Raw genomic sequence first — 16,340 nt, 5'->3', positions numbered from 1 at the left:
GACCAGGGCTGGGAGTACCAAGGACCCGTCGCTGTCCATGACTACCAAATCGAAGAACACAACGGACGAGACGTGTTCGTCTTTGAGATGAAACACAGTGACGGCCAAAGCAACGCGGTATATTCACTTCCTGGTGGCGTTACAGCCTACATCAACATACTAGAGCGAATGCTGCTCTATATCGAATCAAACAAGTCGACCTACGACGAACTGCTTGAGTGGTTTTTACCACGTTCAACCTTTCTGGAGAAGCATACGTCAAACGCGACATCTCGCTAGTAAAGAAACTCGGCTTCATTGATCGTACCGACGGGCACTACCAAGTGGCTGAAAGCGGACACGCCTATCTCGAAACTCAAGACGAGGCGGTTGTCTACCAAGTATTGAACCATCAGTTGATCGGTATCGAGTTTCTCCTCCGAGAACTCTTCAGCGGCCCCAAATCAGCCGATGAACTCAATGAGGCGATCCTTGAGACATTCAACGAACTACAATAGGAGAAACCTCACCAAACGAAGTTCCGTCTGAACTGGTTGCGAAGCCTTGGCGCCGTTACGTTCCAAGACTCGCAGTACCGGATAACTCGTAAGGGTCGTCAGTATCTAGACAAACCAGCAATGCCCGCTCTCTATCTGATCCCCGTTAGCGAATCATGGCGTCCACAGTTCAACCGAACCGTCAACACACCAATCACGCTCAATACGGACGATGTCCCAGAGCAACTCGCAGGCTACGATTCATTGCGAGTCTGGGGTACCACCGAGACCGATTCACCGAAGAAACAAGCTCATATGGACCGCCTCGAATCGGGCGACTGGATCCTGTTCTATCATAGCGGTGAGTTCATCGCGACAGGCAGCGTTGGACGCATATTTGAGAGTTCCACGGTCGGCGAGTGGCTCTGGGACAACCCTGAAAGTAGCTTCATTTTCACCATCGAGAACTACGAGGACACTGCACCGAGTATCGAGCACGTCTGGGATATCCTCGAATATGACGGCCGCCAGGTGGTCAATGGCTTCGAACGTGTCCGGGACGATCGCGTCCAGCGAGTACTCACAGAGTATGGCTCACTCGAAACAGCACTGTTCGATGCCGATAGAACCCAAATAGAGCGCGAAAAATCCGCGCTTGAAGCCGCCCTTGAGTCCGAACCACAGCTCACAGAAAACACAGCCGACTACACGACAATCCGCCAACGAACACGCGACCGAGCCTTTCGTGAACTCGTTGTTGAGGCTTACGATGAAACCTGCGCTGTCTGTGGTGCAAGTCGTCACTCACCGGATGGAACACCGGAGGTCGAAGCCGCACACATCTACTCACGAAGTGAGAACGGTCGTGACGATGTTCGAAATGGCATCGCACTCTGTCGATTACACCATTGGGCATTCGATACGGGCTGGATCGAGATCACAACCGACTATACGGTCAGCGTCTTCATCAACCCGGATCGCGAGGAATACCACGAATTCGAGCAGCTGGATGGACAGCAGATACGCCGACCTAATAGTCAAATACCCCATCCAGACTATATAGCAGCCAGGCGACAATTATAAGCAATTCCGACTCGAGACGTTTGTGAAGGTCTCGCGATGCCATTCAATGAGTTCGTCAGTCGCTGGCTAGTGGCTATCAGCGAAATTGAGTAGCGAATTTAGTGTCGTAACGTAGTGTGTCCCACCACCGAACATTGGAACAATGCTTTTGAGTCGAGTTTCCGTCATGGCATACCCTTCATGATCGTCACTGCAACACCATCAAGCCGTTCGAAAGCAGACGCGTTATGCGTAAAGCTGGTAGTCCTCGAATTTGAAGGTTTGATCGTAGAGAGGATACTAGGATATACCATCGCTCACAAACGATCCCTCAGGAATTGACTCGATCCGCCCAGTATCCGCATTCAAAATCACCTCACTATCTGAGTTCGCTTCTGGAAATAGCCATGAGCAAATTTGATTAATTCTTCCTCTAACGTAGAGTCATAAGAATCGGATCGAAAATGGAAAATTTCGTTTCGGATACGACCGACCTCCTTGAGAAGACGACGAACGAAATCACCGTCGTTCTCAGTTTCCTGAAAATACTCCTCAAATCGAGACCAATTCGGAGGAATAAATTGGATATAATGCCCGAAACTACACTCATCGATTCCATCAGGTGTCCTAATATCTTTGTCATTGAAGAAATTATGTAGTTCTTCTTCTAAATGATCAGAAAGCGCGTCTTGGATAAGCATACGAATTGACCGTTCAATGTCCTCGATCAGTAGAAAGGGCTCAATAGACTCGCGTAAATAATGGAGGAGGTCATAGTTCGTTAAAATCTCGAAAGAAGCATCCTCTGATGATTGAACGAGAACATACGGATCTTCGCTCAATAGATCGAAAAGGACAATGAGATCCTCATCGGTCTCAACGATTGGATTAGTGTCTTCAACGGCAATTCCCACTCGACGATCTGAAAGGTTCTCACTGGTCCCTAATTCTTGCAAGATCTACCCAGTGGCCGAAGCTCAAGACAGCGCTCAGTGGTGGTGTTATGTTGATTCCAGTTTTCGGAGTTCCTCACAAATGCACACTCGATTGGCCTACCTATTAGGGCTAACATCAACTGTTAGTGAGGCGTTCTCGATTCATTTTGTCGTTCATCCATCGAAGGCTCACCTTCCCATCTGACGGTATGATTGCTTCGAGTGACGACCGGTGGTGTATCAGCCATAGATGAGTGATTGTTTAGTGGCGATCATCGTTGACTATTGGATTGACTCGATCACGGTCATTCGACTATAGTTTCAGTAGAGCGATTTCTCGAAGAGTTTACTAATCCGGTGGCGGTCGCGCAAAAAGCGGAATACTAGCTACTCCAGTCGAGATCAGGCGACCAAAGCGTTCGTCTGCTCCTCCTCGTCTCCCGATTCATCCGAAGCTGCGTCGAGTTCGATTGTCATTCCATCATCGTCTGGGATGTTGATGACGGAAATCGTAGTCGACTCGTATTCATCGGCCTCGACGAGGACATCGTAGCACACACTCGGCGAAATCACGCTGGTCTCGATCACGCCATCGGCGTTCGACTCACCAGTGATGTACGCGTCGCCACTCGAGAAGTACCAATCGCAGACACCGCTGATCTCCGCGCCCTCAATGGGATCGCCGGTCTCAGCGTCGACGACGTTCACTGTGAACTCGTCGTATTCGCCCTGAAGTTCGATCTCCGTGTATCCGGGAACGTCGGTCGGCATCAGAACCGAGGCGTGTTCATCGGCATGGATGGTATACATGCCCGGGGCGAGTTCGAACGTTACCGAGCCGTTGGTGGCGTTCTTGGTCCATTCCTCGCGCGTATCGTCGTTCCTGACGGTGACCGGGATGTCTTCTTGAGTGTAGACCGTGAAGTCGTACGTCTCAGGCTCCGGTTCGGGCTCCTCTTGCGCACCGATCACGAAGCGCTCGGTCTGTACCGATTGGTTCACCGGAAGGCCGCGCGTGTCGTCGCGAACGGTGATCTCGTACTCGACGGCTTTCGCGATGGTCGATTCGGTAGTGACGTTGACCGTCCCGTCCTCGCCAGTTAGGTACTCAGTCGTCTCGCCGTTGACCGTTGCGGTCACGGGTTCGTCCGCGATCGGGTTTCCGTCCGCGTCGACTACCTCAACGGTCACGGTGTAGGTGTAGCTTGGTGGCAGAGGCTCCTCTCCGCCCTCACTGTCGTCTGTATCGTCGCTGTCGTCACTATCATCATCGTCGCCCGTGTTGTCAGTCGAGTCGTTATCGTCGGTCGAATCACTGTCGTTGGACGACGATTCATCGGTACTGGTGTTCTCATCGGCAGATCCACTAGAGTCGTCGGGCGATCCGCTATCGCAGGGATCTGTCTCTGATGAGTCTCCACAGGGGTTGCTTGCCGAACTCGTTGAGGCGTCTGTGTCGGAGTTAGAACTGGACTCAGATGAGGACTCAGATGTGGATTCCGACGCAGATTCTGACGCAGAATCGCTGTCTGAGGTTTCGTGTTCGGCCTCACTGTCAGTGTCGGCACTGCTGTTGGTGCCCTCCGCACTGTCCTGTTCGTCTTCGAGGTCGTCGCTTTGGTCTGGCGAGTCGGTACCGGTGTCGTCTGCTGGCTCGCCGGCCCCGAAGCCGGCGCAGCCGGCCATGATGACGGAGACGCAGACCAGTAGGGTGATTATCGTGTGGTTCTGTAGCTGTTGGCGTTGTACGGTCATGTTGGCCTCACTCCATGTGATATGACTGAGATATCGCGCTATACGATCTTAACCTTTGCAGATCGAAAACAAGTGTCAGCAAACGACTCAGTTCGGATATCGAGGAGAGTGGACTGGCTGTCATCTTCCGAATAGCCTATCTGGAAATAGGCTATTTCAGAATGGGTTATTGTACGCTACGTCGTGGGCCGCCACTGTTACTCCGAGGGAAGGTGGTCGTTGGCCCGGATCCAGTAAGGTGGCCCATAGACCAGCGCTCTTATGAATCTCCATCTCTGTATTAATAATATGCTGAGCGAAACTGGTAGTTCCTCACTGCTCGGGGACCAGAGAGAAGTTACCCTAGTCGGCGGAGTGAGTACCATTGTGCTCATCGCTACCTCTGGACTCGCGTGGGGAGGGGGACACCAGAAGCTATTGGGGATCGCCTGGATCGCCTTTTTAGGCATGGCAGTCGCCGGCTGGCTCGGTGAGCGTGCCCCCCACGGGAACGCGAGTGCGCTCGTATGGGGATATGGCCTCGCAAGTGGAGCAATGATAACAAGCGCTGCCGTCTTTTTGCTCCCGCAGGCAATGAACCAGCATGCGACCTATGGAGGATTCGGTGTTGCCCTCGGCCTGTTCGCTGGGTTCGGCGCTCACACACTTGGCCATCGACTCGCACACATAGACATCCCGCTGGACCGCACGCTCGCAGAATTGACGGTCCACGCTCTTGCAGCCGGTGCCATTATCGGCATCATCTATGGCAACATGCCAAGACTAGGGCCGTTGCTGGGGCTCGCTATTGTTTCGCATAAGGGACCGGCGGGATATGCGGCAGTACATCGCTATAGCCAACAGGACGGCGACTGGTGGGCAATCCTCCTCCCGGCGGCGGGGGTTGGGGTCGCTGCAATGGTCACCTCGTTTCTTGCGCTTCCTACTTCCGCTTCGATTCGTGGCGTTGTCTTTGGCTTCGCTACTGGCGTCTTTCTCCATGTCGCAATGGACTTCTTACCGGAATGTGAACTCGGCAGTGAAGTCCATGAGTCACTCGCCTACAAGGGTGACGCGCATGCAATACTCGATCGAATGCGTATACATGCTGTCGCCAGTACCGCTATTGGTGGACTAGTAGTGTTCTTTGCGTGGCTCATCGTTGCCTGACGAGAGTACTAGTGACTCTATTAGGAGCTTTCCCCGAGCCGGTTGGTGACACTCAACGCCAACCACAAAGTCCGTGCATCGATGCCATTCGATGAGCTCATCAGTTGTTGGTTGGTGGCTGTTGATAAAATTGAGGAGGAAATTCAGCGTCGTAACGTAGTATGTCCCACCACCGAACATCGGGACGATGCTTTTGAGTCGAGTTTTCATCATAGCATACTATTCCTGATCATGACTGCAACACCTGTCCGTCTCCTTTACACAGAACGTTTCCTACCCTATACCCTGCAATTGGGAATATCCCGTATAGACAAAGACTTATTCCGACTCCCCTCTTAGAGCCATCTATGAAGGAGCCACGCCAAGACCTGAAAGCCACCGACGACGAGCGTGCCACCGCTCCTGATTTCGACGCCTTGGTGAGCCCTGAGAAACTCGTACGTGGCAACCGAACACGCGATGACTTCCTCGATACCGTTCTCGAGTTAGAGAGTCCGGCAACCATCGACGAGGTTGCTGATCGTGCCGACCACGGACGCGATGCTGCCAAGGAGTACCTGGACTGGTTCGAACGGATGGGCATCGTTACCCGCATTACTGACTCGCCAGTCACCTACGAACGGAACCAAGAGTATCTGACTTGGCGACAGGTACACCACCTCCGCGAGCAGTACACTACCGACGATCTACTCGGCTTTCTACAGACCGAAACGGAACACGACCGGACCTATAGAGAGAAATTCGATGCCGAATCGCCGGAAGCAGTATCGATCTCGGCGCATGCAGCCAATATTGACCGGTCGATCGAATCGGTATGGGAAACACTCTCAACGTGGAAGACAACACGTCGACGGATCACACTTCTCGAGCGGGCCTTAGCCAGTGATTCCGCGACCTAGGCACCACCTTTTCGGACACGCGAGCCGAAGATAGGGGTGACATGAGCGTGAAAGACAAACTCCGTCGACTCATTGGTCTCGTAGAGGGCCACGAAGACAAGGTGGCCGAGCAAGTCGGCAAACGTACCAGTATGGACAAAAAGCAGGCCAAGGATCGTATTCATAAAATTCAGGAAAAGGTTAATGAAGACTCGAACACCGACGACAGAGACCGAAACCAGAAGTGACGACAGCCAAACTGGCTCCACAGACGGTAGATGCTTTCAGACGAACTCTACTCTAGTTGGGTTGAAGCGTTCTTATTGACGTGCTGATGTTCGTCGAACTGTGAATGTTTCAGACGAGCCCTTGTTGAATGGACAACACCAGAACGGCTCAAGAAGGTAATGTAGTGGAAGCTGAACGCCCAACGCGGACGATGAGATCAGTAATCGAGTGGATGTCCGAGGTCCCTGCAGCGTTCGTCAAGTGAATAAGCGAAGCAGCCTTCCTCGTCGACGATCCGAAACCCCAGGTCGTCTACAACGTCTAAGTAACTCTGATTTCCCCAACAGCCTTTCATTTTAACCTCACCGAAGTGTCTCTGTTGGGGAAGCCAAACATAACCAGGCGTAACGCGTATCTCGACCTCAAGGACGAGATAACCCGCAGCGCCGTACCATAACGACGCGTGGATCACGACCGAGTCCGTGTTTTGACTGTTTGAGCGAGAGTGGTAACTAGTTCAGCGCATCAAAAAGCGGCTCAATGAAGACCTGCTGTGTGAATGGCTCGGGTCACTCCGCTCGACGGAACCGTCTTCGCGAAGGACGCGGGACCGATTACGGAGAGGTTTCTCAATCAGATCATCGTCATCAATTGCTCCCCGGAGTGGGCGGACGATCGTCTCAATCTCTTAGGAGAGCTGTGGTGTGGTTTTCTCCGTGGTGCTGGTTTCGAATTCCTCAGCGACAAACCCACTCTATGTAGGGGTTAGCAGATTAGGACATGAAATCCGGTTACGTCGTTATGCTCCACTTGTCTCATCCATGAGTGAGTAACGATTCAGTGTCACTGTCACCCCCGAAGCAGAACAACGGACCTACAGTAATTAGCACCTACCCCGTAGAAGCAACCACATCCAATCTGAAACCAATGAATGACTCACTAAACGACCGGCTTGAGGGCACGCTGCCGATTACTACTGCAGACGAAGCGGCCAGCGTCATTGACGATGGCATGACGGTCGCAATTAGTGGCTTCGGAAGCGTTGGGTATCCAAAAGTGGTCCCTCCAGCGCTAGATGGCCATGAATCGCTAACGATCCTTAGCGCTGGAAGCGTTGGCGGCGAAATCGATGAGACGTTAGTTAACTCAGAAACAATCAACCGACGGGCTCACTTCCAGTCCCGGCCGGCAATCCGAGATGCGATCAATGCAGGTGAGATTGCATTTTTTGACCGCCATGTCTCACAGTTCGGTGACGAATTACGCTTTGGTGGTGGTTTTAATGTTGACGTTGCGATCATCGAAGCCGTATCTGCAGGAGAGAATTGGTTTATCGCCTCTACATCGATTGGTCACGCCCCATCGATCGTCCAGGCAGCCGATCGACTCATTTTGGAAGTAAACCATGCCCAACCGATTGCTCTCAAAACGATTCACGATGTCTATGAGCGGGCGTCGCCACCTCATCGAGAGCCGATTCCAATCGACGGACCGACCGATCGAATCGGTGACGCTCGGATCGAGTTCGATCCCGACGCACTCGAGGCGGTCGTTGAGACCGATACGGCAGACGATCCGTACACGTTCCGCACTCCAACACCCATTGACCAAGCAATCGCTGCTAATCTGGGATCATTTCTCGAATCAGAGATTCAGTCGAATTCGATGTTTTCGTCGGCAGTTTCGCTACAGTTTGGCGTTGGTAGCCTAGGGAACGCACTCATGGGTGCTCTGACTGAGATCGAGTTCGGTGATCGCACGGTCGTCTATTTCGGCGAAGTCTTCCAAGACGGGCTATTAGACATGCTCGATTCAGGGCAACTGGCTGGAGCAAGTGCAACATCGCTTGCGCTTTCACAAACAGGCCAGAAGCGCTTCTTCGATGCAATCGATCAGTATGCCACGGACGTTGTCTTGCGTCCGGCTGATATCTCGAACAATCCCATATTGATAGAACGCTTCGGCGTTGTTGGTGTCAACAGCGCCATTGAAGTCGACTGCTATGGGAATGCAAATGCAACGCATATTGGCGGAACACATATGATCAACGGCATCGGTGGCGGTGGCGACTTTGTCCGAAATTCGCGACTGTCGATCATTGCCCTCCCATCGACAGCTGCTGACGGCGCTGTCTCTCGGGTCGTCCCGATGACACCGCATGTCGATCATACGGAACATGATGTTTCGGTTGTCGTTACTGAACACGGTGTCGCAGATCTCCGTGGGTGTTCTCCGCGTGAGCGCGCTACGAAAATAATCTCGATCGCTGACCCCTCGTTTCAAAACGATCTTGAGGCCTATCGACATCGTGCTGTGAACGCTAATGGACAAACACCACATGATCTGGAGACCGTTTTTGACTGGCACATCGACTGGGGCAAATAGGTCTCTGCTGCGAGCCGAATTCAATAATATCTCAATATGTATTGAGGGAAATCTTTATTTTTAATCAGTCAGATTTACGTACCGGTGTGAGACAATGAATGTCATACAGGTCCTCACGTTAACGACAATTGGGTACTTTCTGTTTGTCACTTTCTGGATTCTCAAGATGGAAGACTACCTACAAACACGCGCAAAACAGCAATACGAGAACGAGCAGACGAGAGGTGAGGTCTAATGGCGGATGTCGGCAGCACGGTCGCGACATGGGGATGGGGATTTTTGGCGGTATATGTAGCGTTAATTCTGGGACTCGGGTATTTGGGGTACCAGCGAACTCATACTCAAGACGACTATGCTACTGCTCGCGGTGGTTTTGGTTTTCTTGCACTGGCACTCGCATACGCAGCGACCGTTGCCAGCGGCTCGACATTCATGGGGATTCCAGGCATGGCCTACGGGATGGGCTTTAAGGCTGGCTACTACGCTATGATCTACCCCATTGGTATCTACATCGGGATGCTATTCGTCGCTCGAATCACGAAAAAAGTTGGCGACCGGTTCGGCTCACAATCAATTCCGGACTTTCTCGGCGACCGATATCAGAGTCCACTATTGCGAGTACTAGCGGCACTAGTCGCCCTCTTCTTGCTGTTTTACATTATGTCCCAAATCACCGCTGCCGGCTGGATGTTCGAAACGATTCTCGGTCTAGATTATGGAATCGGTATCTGGGTTGCCGGGGCGTTGCTCTTGTTGTACCTGACCGCCGGTGGTTCCCACGCCGATATCCTCACGGACGCAGTCCAAGGGGCGATCATGATCGGCGTGACGCTCCTGATCGTATTCATGTTCGCGACTGGCTGGGGTGTCGAGGGCGGTATGAGTGGAGTCAACGCTGCGCTTCCAAGTGACATGGGCTGGAATTCCCATACCGATCCTGAAAACCCAACGTTCGCCAACTGGTGGGTGATCTTCCTGCTATTTATCGCTCACATCGGCTTCACCGCACAGCCGCATCTGGGCAACAAATTCTTCGCAATCAAGGGCACTGAGTATATGAAGAAGTTTATGACGGTCTCCGCGGTCGTCGGGATCGCGTTGCCGCTTATGTTTCTCGGCGGCGTGCTCGGTCGCGCACAGGGCATACAAATCGACAATCCTGACGCTATCATTCCAATGCTGTTCGTTGAAAATCTACCAGCGGTGCTCGCCGCCTTCCTTGGCGTCGCAATCCTGAGCGCGATTATCTCGACAGCTGACGGCCTAATCATTGCTATCTCACAGATCTTCGCCAACGACCTTTACCGCAAAACGTACGTGCCGTGGAAGGGCGGCGACCCCACCGATGAGCGAGTCAATCAGCGAGCACTGTGGATTTCTCGACTCTCAACGGTCTTTGTGACAATCGCTGCTGTCATCGCCGTAATGACCCCGCCGCAATATCTGTCGATTCTCCTTTGGGTCGGTATTGGCGGTATCATTGCGGCTTACAGCGGTCCATATCTGGTCGGCACATTCCGCGAGGAGACATCGAAGACGGCTGCCATCATTGCATTCGTCGTCGCTTTCGGCGTCTACTTTGTGATCCATCTCGGTCCGCAGTTCGGGCTCTACGAGGGGTGGTATCCCTACAACGAAAACCCATTCGCATCCTCTGGAATCGGCTTCATCATTTCCTGCGTGCTGACCTACGTGATTAGTAAGTTCACTGAGCCGCTACCTACTAGCCATCTCAACAAGGTGTTCCGTCCCGAGCGGGTTTCTCCCGACGGAAGCCCTAGCGACGACTGACGGAACTAAGTAGCCGTCGGGACCACTCCTCGACTGATGGAGATTCGGACGATCGATCCAAAACTTGACGCCGAGTCAGCGACCGCTCGTAAGGATCGCATCACGCTCAGCGCGTTTCTGATTGGGCAGCTGCGCTCGCTGCTCGGTCGCGACGAACAGCCACGTAACGTCTCGCTGGTGTACTACCCGGATTATATCGCTTACACCACTGTCGAGCTCCACCGGTACATTCGAAACGACCGAATAGAGAAGTTCCTCGTCGGAGTCGACGCTGTTACCGGACGTGTCGGCGAGGTCGATGTCGACCTCCCTGAGCGTCGGTCAGTCGATGTCGTTCCAAGTGACGTGATCAAGCCCGAGTTATCGGTTGCCGACGCCGAAGACGAATGGCAGGAATGGCTCTTCCCCTACCTTGATCGTAGGTTCCGACCCATCAAGCGACCAGATACCGCCCTCGATAAGCTTGAGCTCGTCTTTGTTCCTTACTGGCTAATCGACTATGGAACTCTCAACAACAGTTACGTGGTCAGTGGGTTGACAAAGCAGATTGAGGAGGTCACCTCGATCACAGCGATCGAGGATCACTATCGAGATGTTGAGGGCAAATCTTAATTTACGTTCCCCCAGAAACATTGAGAAAGGATGACTACCACAGAGAAGCACGATCTCCTGATCGATGGGGAGTTCATTCCCGCCACGTCCGGTGAACGGTTTGTGACGTTAAACCCGGCGACCGAAGAGCCGATCACCGAGGTTGCCGCCGCAGATAAGGAGGACATAGACCGGGCAGTCGAGAGCGCCCACGAGGCATATCCAAAATGGCGTTCGACCGCGCCAGAGGAACGCGGTCGGCTGTTGACCGCACTTGCAGCGCGCATCCGAGAGGAAACAGACTACCTCGCTGAACTCGAAACCCGTGACAACGGCAAGCCTATTTCGCAGGCCCGAAGCGACGTCGAGGGGTGCGCCCGTTACTTCGAGTATTACGCTGGGATCGCCGATAAGATCCACGGTGACTCAATCCCACTGACCGACAAATACGTCGACTATACCGTTCGTGAGCCGCTCGGGGTTACCGGCCAAATTATCCCCTGGAACTTCCCCGTGAATCTCGTCGGCCGGACAATTGCGCCGGCGCTAGCTGCCGGTAACGTCGCTGTCGCAAAGCCCGCCGAACAGACGCCTCTCTCAGCACTCAAGATAGGTGAGTTCGCTCTTGAGGTAGGAATCCCTCCGGGGGTGCTAAATGTCGTACCCGGGTTCGGCGCCACAGCCGGTGCATCACTAGCTGGTCATCCTGATGTCAATGCGATTAGTTTCACGGGGTCCGTCGTCACCGGTCGACAGGTCGCGAAGCTCGGGGCGGACAACGTTACGCCGGTTCATCTTGAACTCGGTGGGAAGAGTCCAAATGTTGTTTTCCCTGATGCCGACCTCGATCACGCCCTTGACGAGACAATCACGGCGATCTTCGCGACTAACGCCGGACAGGTCTGTTCAGCAGGCTCGCGACTGCTCGTCCACGAGTCGATCCACAGTGAATTCGTGGACCGGCTGGCAACACGTGCTTCTGAGCTGACGGTCGGACCTGGCCTCGAGGATCCCGACGTCGGGCCGCTCGTTTCTTCGGATCAACATCGAAAGGTCCGCGAGTACGTCGAAATCGGTCGTGAGGAAGTCGGTGACCCAATCGTTGGCGGTAAGACACCTGATCACGATGGCTACTTTGTCGAGCCGACAATATTCGACGACGTCGATAACAGCGATCGCATCGCACAGGAGGAAATATTCGGCCCAGTGCTGTCAGTGATCGAGTTCAGTGACGAGCGCGAGGCGTTCGAACTCGCCAACGACGTTGACTACGGGCTGGTCGCGGGTATCTTCACGTCTGACGTCGGTCGTGCTCACCGCTTCGCTCACGAGATGGAGGCTGGACAAGTGTATATAAACGAGTGGTTTGCTGGCGGCGTTGAGACGCCCTTCGGCGGCTATAAACAGAGTGGCTTTGGCCGTGAGAAGGGGCTAGAAGCAATTGAATCGTACACTCAGGTGAAGAACGTTTGTGCCCGAATCGAGCTGGAATGAGCGATCCGGAAGAAGTGTCGATCGAGATTACTGATCGCGCTCGTCGCGTGCTGACGGAAATCGAACGCGAGCGGGAGAGCAACGTAGCGCTCGTACTCAACGACGGCTGCTGTGATGGAATGGGGCCTGTCGCTGTTGAGGCCGATACAGTCGGCGTTAGCGACGTTCTCATCGGCGAGACCAGGGACATCAAGGTGTATGCCCCCTTAATTCGCGAAAACGCCCGTACCGGCTACGAGTTGGCAATCGACGTGGTCGAATCTGAGGGTGTGGGATCGTTCTCGCTTGAGGTGTCGCTTGGTTATCGGTTGACCGTTGTGGAACGACGCCAGTAACCTAGTCACTCCTTGTGCTCATGTGGCGGTACTAGTGCTGCTCGTGTGATCTCTCGGCTATCAGACTTCGCAAGTGCCTCGTCGACGTCCATTAGATCGAACTCAGCATCAATCAGATCTTCATAGGGGTACTGCTCGGCATTGTCCGCCAGAAAGGTAAGCGCCTTATGGAGATACCAAGGATTGTATCGAACGACGGCGGTGATATCAATCGACTTTCGGGTAAGTGTTCCGGGATCAAACTCCGCAACGTGTCCAGGATTAACGTTGCCCATTTCTAGATAGCGCCCGCCGTCCCGAAGCAGATAGATCCCCTCGGCGAATGCTTCGGGCACACCTGCGACTTCAACGGCAACATCGGCGCCGATTCCGTCAGTGAGCTCACGCACCCGCTCTGCGCGGGCGTCAACGGTATCATGTTCCCGGAAGTCAATCACGTGATCGACACCAAACTCCTTCGCGCGTTCGATGCGGCCGTCAACACCCTCGACGACGATCGTCTCTGCACCTTGCTCGTTGGCTACCGCAATAGCGTTGAGTCCTAATCCGCCTGCTCCTTGTACTAGAACAACATCACCATATTCGACACCGGTCTCGTCCAAACCAAACATCACCTGTGAAAGCGCGCAGTTTGCGCCTGCAGCAATCTTCTTATCGAGTCCCTCAGGTATCTTGTAGAAGTACTGGTTGGGATGGATATAGTAGTGGGTCGCGAACGTCCCGTGGAAGTGGGGTGGTTCCTCTGGCGGTTTCGACCAGTACCGATACGCGTTCTGACAGAGGTGGAACTCTCCGTTAAGACACGAGGAGCACTTCTGACAGGTAATGTAGTAGACTGGTGCAACAATATCGCCTTCTTCAATGGGTTGGCCAGCATAGTCGGTTTCGACACCATCACCAAGTTCACTCACACGACAGAGCACCTCGTGGCCGAGAACACCTTCTTTCACCTCGGGATGATGGCCACGCCAGATATGCAGTTCTGAACCGCAAACGTTCGCACGAACGACCTCAGTCACAACTGCGCCAGGTTCCGGCTCCGGGACCTCATATTGCTTCGTTTCTAGCGTTTCAGGCTCGTTTAGGTGAATCAGGCTACCTGTAGGACGTGATGCCATACCATGGATGTGTGAATGCGCTCGCATAAAGATATTGTCCACAACGACTGGATTTTGTCGGTCATACTATTTTAATTGATTTTCTATATTTCCGATTGTGGAGGTCTAAATAGATGTCACAATGGAGGCGACAAGGAATCAAACGCAGAACGAGGTATCGAACCACCTAGCTGGCAACGATGGAAAACGCCACGAGCTCAAAGAAGGCGACCAATTCGAACTCACGATCGAGAAAGCGTAGGGAGCGGAATCCAAGTACGTTCAATCTCCGGACTGTCGAGACGGCGCCCCACCAACAGTATCGAGATACGTACGATACGGCCGTTGGTAAGGGACGTATGACCAACAGAAGGTAGTCGCTTCTCCAAAAAGAGTATATCTTGTGCAACACCTTACATTCAAAGACGTTTTGTTGCACAAGGCTAAATGGTACTCCGCTTTCGTTACTGATAGAGCCGACAAGGGAGACGAACAGAGACGCGATACTGGTTCAGGGTCTTCACTTCATGCATAGCCGAGATCCTTTAGACGTGCTTGGACTGCAGCAGAAACACTTCTAGAGCGATGATGATTCGTTGGCACTGATAGTGATGATTTAAGCTTCTGTAATAGAGCGTACGGATCCTTAGCCCCTGCTGTACCGGTCTCCGTCCACCCATCGAGAGTCTCATACCCGTAGTAATTTCCGTCCATAGCGAGGCCGGTTAGTGGTTGATCATACGACTGAATTACTTCATCTGCATACCCCGCGTTTTTCATCATCTCAAGCCGGGCCGATCGGAGCCCCTCGTATTCGACGAGACACGGTCGGTCGTCTATACTTCCGAGTAGATCTCGTCCACTGGAGGGTCCATTTATCTCCAATAACGTCAGGATCGTTTGGTGTACATCAAGAAGATTGACCGTCTTTGTACAACTCCCGGATAATCCATTTCCGGAGATGACCATTGGTACGTGGGTCAGCTCTGGATAGACGCCATGGAGGTGACGCCAGCTTCCGTGTTCACCGAAAAGCTCTCCATGATCGCTGAGCGTGATGACATACTCAAAGCGGTGGTTCAATTCAGTGAAGATCTGTCGGTAGCGATCCGAGAGATATCGTACTGCATCATTGTACGCACTTCGAATGAGATCTCCATCTGGTTCGTCAGTCGTTACGGTCGCAGCCACTTCATCATATGAAGGATCCGAAGTAGTCCGATATTGTACTGGCGGTAAATAAGGGGCGTGTGCTTCCATGAGGTTCACGAAGAGAAAGTCCGTGTTCATGTACTGTCCTCTATGAAGCGCATCCAATAGCGTTGTAGCTCCGTCGTCGTGACTATGATTTTTGAATGCGGGCAAAAATGAACTTTCAGACAGCCGCCTAAACAGCCCAGCTGCAATCGAGGGAGTGATTCGGTAATGACCACCCGAAGCGTGTTGCAGAAGTGAAATATATTGTTGGAGTCCGGAGTGGCCGTTTTGCAGGAGCTCTCGCCACCCACTGAGTCCCTTGCTATTAGTGTTTACACGCCAAGTCCCATCAAACGAATCGAAGCCACGATCGAATTCAAAGACCGGCGATGCCATGAGGTTTGCACTGAATGCACGCGTAGTGTAGCCTACCTCAGAGGCGATTTCAGCAAGGGTTGGTTCAGGGCAATCAAGTCCTTCTGCTTTCGCGTTGACCCCGATCTCACTTGCATATTTTCCGGTGAACAACGAAGCGTGTGCGGGCATTGTCCACTTAGCAGTTGACCATGCGTGCTCGAATCGTCGACCAGGAAGCCACTCAAAATATCGATCAAATGCATCCTTCCGTAGCGTATCAAGGACAACAAGTGCAACACTACTCATCTAAGTGACTTTCTCCGGGATAGTTGATAACTATTTATCCTAATCAAGGCTGATGCCGTAAGCACGGCTCTATCCCACCTGGTGGGATGTTGAGACTACATTGGGTTTAGCGGGGCCGTGATGCGTGATTCCGGGCGGATTTGTGAGTAGAAGCTGCTTCGGATCCCCTCTCGAGGATCTTCTCGTGTCGTACTACCAACTAGACCGGTGGATCTCCGAGATTCCCGATAGCGTTGCCACTTAGGAATTCGCACTGGCCCTGGACAGATACCTCCTTATCCGATTCCAGTCACCTTTTTCAGTA

The 16,340-nt window shown here is 52.9% G+C and carries 15 protein-coding genes; 11 read left to right on the top strand and 4 right to left on the bottom strand.

Going from position 1 to position 16,340, the window contains the following annotated elements:
- Positions 1-218: 218 nt before the first annotated feature.
- Positions 219-497, top strand: coding sequence for a hypothetical protein (locus HAPAU_RS16800; protein WP_066385072.1), 279 nt, complete (start codon positions 219-221; stop codon positions 495-497).
- A 294-nt stretch (positions 498-791) separates the two neighbouring features.
- Positions 792-1,559 carry an HNH endonuclease gene (locus tag HAPAU_RS16795; protein WP_245634199.1) on the top strand — a complete coding sequence of 256 codons (768 nt, stop codon included), beginning with the start codon at positions 792-794 and terminating at the stop codon, positions 1,557-1,559.
- Positions 1,560-1,909: 350 nt separating this feature from the next.
- On the opposite strand, the gene HAPAU_RS16790 is transcribed toward HAPAU_RS16795, so the two are convergent.
- Both HAPAU_RS16790 and HAPAU_RS22470 read right to left on the bottom strand, forming a co-directional pair.
- Positions 1,910-2,452, bottom strand: coding sequence for a hypothetical protein (locus HAPAU_RS16790; protein ID WP_066385071.1), 543 nt, complete (start codon positions 2,450-2,452; stop codon positions 1,910-1,912).
- 423 nt (positions 2,453-2,875) lie between these two features.
- Positions 2,876-3,664 (bottom strand): hypothetical protein, encoded by a 789-nt coding sequence (locus HAPAU_RS22470; protein ID WP_245634198.1) that lies wholly within the window; start codon positions 3,662-3,664, stop codon positions 2,876-2,878.
- 348 nt (positions 3,665-4,012) lie between these two features.
- Between HAPAU_RS22470 and HAPAU_RS22465 the strand changes: the two genes are divergently transcribed.
- The 9 genes from HAPAU_RS22465 to HAPAU_RS16740 all read left to right on the top strand — a co-directional run bounded on the left by HAPAU_RS22465 (position 4,013) and on the right by HAPAU_RS16740 (position 13,079).
- A complete protein-coding gene (locus HAPAU_RS22465; protein WP_245634197.1) occupies positions 4,013-4,183 on the top strand; it encodes a hypothetical protein in 171 nt (56 codons plus the stop codon).
- A 333-nt stretch (positions 4,184-4,516) separates the two neighbouring features.
- A complete protein-coding gene (locus HAPAU_RS16780; RefSeq protein ID WP_066385220.1) occupies positions 4,517-5,377 on the top strand; it encodes a zinc transporter in 861 nt (286 codons plus the stop codon).
- A 347-nt stretch (positions 5,378-5,724) separates the two neighbouring features.
- On the top strand, positions 5,725-6,276 hold the full coding sequence (locus HAPAU_RS16775) for a DUF7342 family protein (RefSeq protein ID WP_066385067.1): 552 nt from the start codon (positions 5,725-5,727) through the stop codon (positions 6,274-6,276).
- 41 nt (positions 6,277-6,317) lie between these two features.
- Positions 6,318-6,503, top strand: coding sequence for a hypothetical protein (locus HAPAU_RS16770; RefSeq protein ID WP_066385066.1), 186 nt, complete (start codon positions 6,318-6,320; stop codon positions 6,501-6,503).
- Between the two features lie 907 nt (positions 6,504-7,410).
- A complete protein-coding gene (locus HAPAU_RS16760; protein ID WP_066385064.1) occupies positions 7,411-8,868 on the top strand; it encodes an acetyl-CoA hydrolase/transferase C-terminal domain-containing protein in 1,458 nt (485 codons plus the stop codon).
- A gap of 234 nt (positions 8,869-9,102) precedes the next feature.
- Positions 9,103-10,659 (top strand): sodium:solute symporter family protein, encoded by a 1,557-nt coding sequence (locus tag HAPAU_RS16755; protein ID WP_066385063.1) that lies wholly within the window; start codon positions 9,103-9,105, stop codon positions 10,657-10,659.
- A gap of 36 nt (positions 10,660-10,695) precedes the next feature.
- Positions 10,696-11,271: a hypothetical protein gene (locus HAPAU_RS16750; RefSeq protein ID WP_066385062.1), complete on the top strand. Its 576-nt coding sequence runs from the start codon at positions 10,696-10,698 to the stop codon at positions 11,269-11,271.
- A 30-nt stretch (positions 11,272-11,301) separates the two neighbouring features.
- On the top strand, positions 11,302-12,744 hold the full coding sequence (locus HAPAU_RS16745; protein ID WP_066385060.1) for an aldehyde dehydrogenase family protein: 1,443 nt from the start codon (positions 11,302-11,304) through the stop codon (positions 12,742-12,744).
- Complete coding sequence (locus HAPAU_RS16740; RefSeq protein ID WP_066385059.1) at positions 12,741-13,079, top strand: DUF779 domain-containing protein; 339 nt, start codon at positions 12,741-12,743, stop codon at positions 13,077-13,079. Before HAPAU_RS16745 ends, HAPAU_RS16740 begins: the two co-directional genes overlap by 4 nt.
- 5 nt (positions 13,080-13,084) lie before the next feature.
- Here the strand turns inward: HAPAU_RS16740 and HAPAU_RS16735 are convergent, their stop codons facing one another.
- Together HAPAU_RS16735 and HAPAU_RS20285 are read right to left on the bottom strand one after the other, a co-directional pair.
- Positions 13,085-14,197, bottom strand: coding sequence for a zinc-binding dehydrogenase (locus HAPAU_RS16735; protein WP_066385219.1), 1,113 nt, complete (start codon positions 14,195-14,197; stop codon positions 13,085-13,087).
- Between the two features lie 504 nt (positions 14,198-14,701).
- Positions 14,702-16,036: a sulfatase-like hydrolase/transferase gene (locus HAPAU_RS20285; RefSeq protein ID WP_084383847.1), complete on the bottom strand. Its 1,335-nt coding sequence runs from the start codon at positions 16,034-16,036 to the stop codon at positions 14,702-14,704.
- Between the last annotated feature and the right edge of the window lie 304 nt (positions 16,037-16,340).

This window comes from Halalkalicoccus paucihalophilus, from assembly GCF_001593955.1.
GTDB lineage: Archaea > Halobacteriota > Halobacteria > Halobacteriales > Halalkalicoccaceae > Halalkalicoccus > Halalkalicoccus paucihalophilus.
Note: the sequence above shows the minus strand (reverse complement) of the source record. Positions and strands in the feature narration are given on the sequence as shown.